This window comes from bacterium (assembly GCA_018814885.1).
Classification (GTDB): Bacteria; Krumholzibacteriota; Krumholzibacteriia; order LZORAL124-64-63; family LZORAL124-64-63; genus JAHIYU01.
In genome coordinates this window covers 1-4,661 of record JAHIYU010000032.1, presented here as the reverse complement: position 1 = coordinate 4,661, position 4,661 = coordinate 1, and the positions used below count along the sequence as shown (strand labels likewise).

The window sequence follows — 4,661 nt, the reverse complement described above, 5'->3', positions numbered from 1 at the left end:
GGGGGGGGGGGGGGGGGGGGGGGGGGGCGGAGCCGGTACGGAACAGGTCTAGAAGCACATTGATTTTGCCGCCGACCGCGCGGTATAGTCGAGAGGTGTCGTGGCACAGTGCTACGCGCTGGAGATCACCTTCATCCTCGGAGGTGATGTGCGTGTTTGCAGTTCACCCACACAGCCGCTACGCCGGGTCGGCATACAGCAAGCCCGGGATCTTCCTGCCGCTTGCGTTCCTCTTTGTGTCCTGCGTCGGAGTGAGAGTCCTCGCGCAGTGCAGCCTGCCCGATCTTCCGTCGTGCGCATGCTTTACCGACTGCGCCAACGTCGGGGCGCCGTGGCCGCCGGACCTCTTCCTTGACGGCAACATCGACATCGCCCACGCGACCGTCGGTCTGCGGAGCTGCTGCCAGCAGCACGGTGGGCAGGCCTATTGGCAGATCCAGAAGCAGACGGACAATCCGGCCTGCGCGGAGGCCCTCGCTTTCCAGCAGCCGGATATACAGAACGACGCGGACACGGCTCCCGAAGCGTGGTGCACGGAGACGGTGGCATACTGGGCCGAGCGCGCCTGCGCGCCCTACGCGTGCGGGTACTTCGCGCAGTCTCACCATCCGAGCTCGTACGTGCGCAATGCACAGGAGATGCGCCTTTGGTACATCGACGAGGAGGCTCGCGGTGGACTGTGCCGCGGCCGCTGGATCGACGGCAGCGAGCTCGATTACGCGAACTTCCAGCCGGGTGTCAACGGCCCCTGCCCGGGTGCATACCAGCAGATCTACAAGTGGGACCCGACCGACGCCAACGGCGACGGGACCCCCTGGGACGGCGCGATCTCTCACAGCCAGGTGGTCGATTCGCTGGTCGTGTACCGGCTGGGCGACGCCGACGGACCTGTCCAGCGGGTGGACGTGCACATGGTGGAGGGGAATACCCACCTGGACGGCGGCGGCATCTACTCCCAGATCAGCAACCAACGCTGGTACCGCGACATCATTTGGTTCACCGCGCTCGGCCCGGACTACGAGCTGCTCGACGGCGCCCAACGGAAGATCCGCGGCTGGGGGATCAATCTCAACTCCGACGGGACGCCGGAGTATGATCCGGCCCGCATCAGCACGCAGATCACGCTTCTGATCAGCGCCTACCCCGCCTCGCTCGGTTCCGAGAACTCCGACGCTGCCCACCTCGCGCAGATGATCTCGTATTGGGCCGTGACCGGCGGGCAGGTGCATGTGTCCTCCAACTCGTCACGCGTGACCACGGGCGGGGCCTTCCCCACCGACACCAGCCCCTGGGTGATTCCCGAGGCTCCCCACCCGGTGGACCCCGTCTATATCGAGGTCGATCTGCTCGCGCAGCATCCGGTCCCCGTCAGCGCCATCACGATCGAATGGGTCGACGGTCCTCCGTCCTGCTTCGAGGTTCGGGCGGGTGTGCCCGGCCAGATCGCGACTCGTGTCGTCAATGTCCCGAGCGGCGCGCCGCCCGTGCCGCTTGGTACGTCCCTGCCCTTCACGGTGGATCTGTATCCCTCGACGCAGCCAGCCGGAGTCCCCGTGCGCTCCGCGCGGATCTTCATACCGAACTCCGCGCTCACGCGCACCTTCATGATCCGCGGCTTCCACTACCACTTCTATTCCGAGGAAGAGGAGGACGCGGGGGGCTCCTCACCGGAGGGGGATGCGATAGCGACGGGCATCGGCGACGAGCCGGACGCGGCGTTGGCGCTGCGACTGTCGGAGGGAAGCCCGAATCCTGCTTCAGGCTTGACGCGCTTCTGGTTCGAAATGCCGGTCGCCGCCGACGCGCATCTGGCTCTCTACGATGTTCGCGGACATTGCGTGCGCACATTGGTGAGCGATTTCCGGAGCGCCGGGCGACATGAGGTCGTCTGGGATATGCGCGGGCAGAGGGGTGAGGTTCTGCCGGCCGGAGTGTATTTCGCTCGCCTCACGGCGCACGGCGCCACGGTCACGCGCAGGCTGGTGACGCTCCGCTGACTGGCGGCCACGTGCAGCGGGCCGCCCGCTGCAAACGGTGCTTCGGCCTCAGGCCCCTAGCGGGACTCCGGCCAGATTCCGTGCGTCTCGAGCGGTGGCGCGACCACGCGGCGCAGCTCACCCGTCTCGGCGCGCTTTACAATGCCCGCTGCGGAGAGCTGCCGACCGACACTGCCCAGCCTCATCCTGACTCCGGATGTGGCGCCAAACGGGGGTTCAGGTCAAAAGCGCCAACCTGCGCGCGTGCTTGGTCGGAAGGGGCGTCCTTGATCCGGCTCGGGCCCTTATAGCTCGAAACGGAGGGTCTCAGGAGTAGCGATTAATTTCTCCTTGTTGAGAATGAACGGCTTGCAATCTGAGCCGTTCTTCACGAGGCGCGGTTATCCGCTGTTGCGAGGAGGTCGGCGATGAGATCCCATCCTATACGATCCGCCGCGCTGCTGGCGATGCTGGTTGGCGCATCCATGTTTTCTGCCCAGGCAGCCGAATACATTGTACCTTCCGCCGACTCGCCGACCATCCAGGCGGCGATCAACCTTGCGGCCGGCAATGCCGATCCGGTCAACATCATCAACCTCCATGCGTCGTTCATCGACATCGCGCAGACGATCACGATCGACGGCGATTTCGCGGCGGACCACACGTTGCTGATCCGCCCCGATCCCGGGCTCTCTGGCTTCACCCGCGTTGCGATCGTTGCCAGCCATAGTGCGACACCGATCGTCAGCATCACCGGCGACGGCAGCAGTGTTACGCTGCAGGATCTCGACCTCCTGCGCAACACGACCAACGCGAGCCATCTCGTGTTGGTGAGCGTCTACGCAGACGTGATCATCGAGCGCTGCCGGATCGGTTCGACCTGGCCGGCGACAGGCGCACCCGACTTCAACAATCTGCTGATCCTCTACCCGACCGATGTCGTGGTTCGCAATTGCGTGTTCTTTGCCTACCAGTACGGGACCTTCGCGCGGGCTATTCAGGCTCTCGGTTTCACCGATCCCGCCAATTCGCTTTTTCTCTACAACAACATCGTCGCGGATTACCTCACGCACGGGATCTCCCTGGAAGCCGGGATGGGCGGGGTGCTGCTCGTCCTGCGCAACAACGTGGCCGTGAATCACATCGGTGCGGCGATCGAACCGACGGCCTACTACAGCGCCGTCTCGGACCTCGTCACGGTCTCGGCGAGCGCCAACACCGCTTTCACCTCGGCGGCCAACGTCGAGGAGTACGCGTTCGGCGGTGCCCTGAGCATCGCCGGTCCCGCGACGACGGGTTTCCTCCGCTTCGAGCGGGCGGACGCGGCGCCATCTTTCGTTTCACAATCCTGGAATATCACGCCGCCATCGCATCCGAATCCCGACTTCTACCGCCTGATCCCCGGCAGTCCGTTGCACGACGATCCGGCCGACGCAGGCACTACCGTCGAGGACGGCTGGCCGATCGCCGAGGACCGGGCGGTCACTGACGATATCGAGCGGGACGTGCGGCCCGGCGGCGACCCGCCGCACACCGATCGCGGTGCCGACCAGATCGAGTCGGGCCTCACCGCCGTTGCCCCGACGGAACCCGGCGGCAATGGGCTGCTGTGGGCGGCACCACAGGGCAATCCCGCCGGTGGTCCGAGCCTTGTCTTTCAAGCCGCGCGAGGGGGCCAGCTCACCTGCGAGCTCTTCGATCTCGCTGGCCGCCGCTTGCACCGGCAGACTCGCGTCGTCGCCGCCGGCGAACAGGGCAGCGTGACTTGGCCGGCGGGCATCGCGAGCGGCGTCGTGCTGTACCGCATCACCCTGGAGTCTGGCGACGACACGCTTGTTGTTTCCAGCGGGAAAATTTCCGTGGCGAAATGAGGGGCGGTCGAGCTCGGCTACGTCCTGTTCACCACAGTCGGCGCCGAGCTTCTGTTCGAGGTGGTTGGCCGGGACTGCGAGCGGCTCAGCCTGTTGGTGACGGCCAACCAGCCGTTCGAGCAATGGACCGAGGTGCTGGTGTCCCTATTCAAATCCCCATTTGTGCACGAATAGTCAGCGAATCCAACCGTTAAGTCAGCTCTGGGCGAATAATCATCCCGGCCTGACCAGGTGCGCCCGGTGGGCCAGGCGATCCAGCGCCGCCGATGCCAACAGAGGATTGTCGGTGAACGCATCCCGCCACTCGCTGTAGCCCGATTGCTGGTCGCCAGCACTGATCCCCGTTCGTACCGCTCATTGATCACCTCGTAGAAGTCCTCCTGGTCATGGCCGCGCAGCGGTTTGAGCCCGAAGTCGTCGAGGATCAACAGGTCCGGCCGCCGGTAACCGCCGAGGCGCCGGTCCCGCGTACCGTCGGCCCGGCCGCCGTTGATCTGCGAGAGCATCTTGCTCACCGAGGTGAACATCACGTTGTACGAGGCCAACTACGCTTCAGCCGGATGAGCCGAGAAGAAGACCCGAAAGGAAGGTGTTGACGCCCCTCCCGTGAGGGGACTACTACTGCCGCGGGTGCCGCACTTTTGGACCGGCCCCTGCCGCGCTTTTTTAAAACCGGCGTTTACAGGCTGAAGTTAAATCATGTACCGCCCGCAGAGCGGGCGGTTTGATGAAGGCCCCCAGAGGGGGCCTCCAACACAAGAAGAGGGCTAAAGCCCTCCGAGGCTCAGTTGCTCCTGCCGACGCTCTTCTTCCT

General features: G+C 65.0%; 3 protein-coding genes. All 3 read left to right on the top strand.

What is annotated here, in order from left to right; translation table 11 throughout:
• The first annotated feature begins 152 nt into the window (after window positions 1–152).
• The 3 genes from KJ554_01890 to KJ554_01880 all read left to right on the top strand — a co-directional run bounded on the left by KJ554_01890 (window position 153) and on the right by KJ554_01880 (window position 4,021).
• Window positions 153–1,997, top strand: a complete 1,845-nt coding sequence (locus tag KJ554_01890; GenBank protein MBU0741085.1) for a hypothetical protein — start codon at window positions 153–155, stop codon at window positions 1,995–1,997.
• Window positions 1,998–2,404: 407 nt separating this feature from the next.
• Window positions 2,405–3,847: a hypothetical protein gene (locus KJ554_01885; protein ID MBU0741084.1), complete on the top strand. Its 1,443-nt coding sequence runs from the start codon at window positions 2,405–2,407 to the stop codon at window positions 3,845–3,847.
• Window positions 3,848–3,871: 24 nt separating this feature from the next.
• The gene (locus tag KJ554_01880; GenBank protein MBU0741083.1) at window positions 3,872–4,021 is read left to right on the top strand and encodes an ATP-binding protein; all 150 of its coding nucleotides are present in this window, start codon (window positions 3,872–3,874) and stop codon (window positions 4,019–4,021) included.
• Window positions 4,022–4,661 lie beyond the last annotated feature (640 nt).

Excerpts from the sequence above, each read along its gene's own strand:
- KJ554_01885 (MBU0741084.1), top strand. The coding sequence starts at position 2,405 with ATGAGATCCCATCCTATACGATCCGCCGCGCTGCTGGCGATGCTGGTT.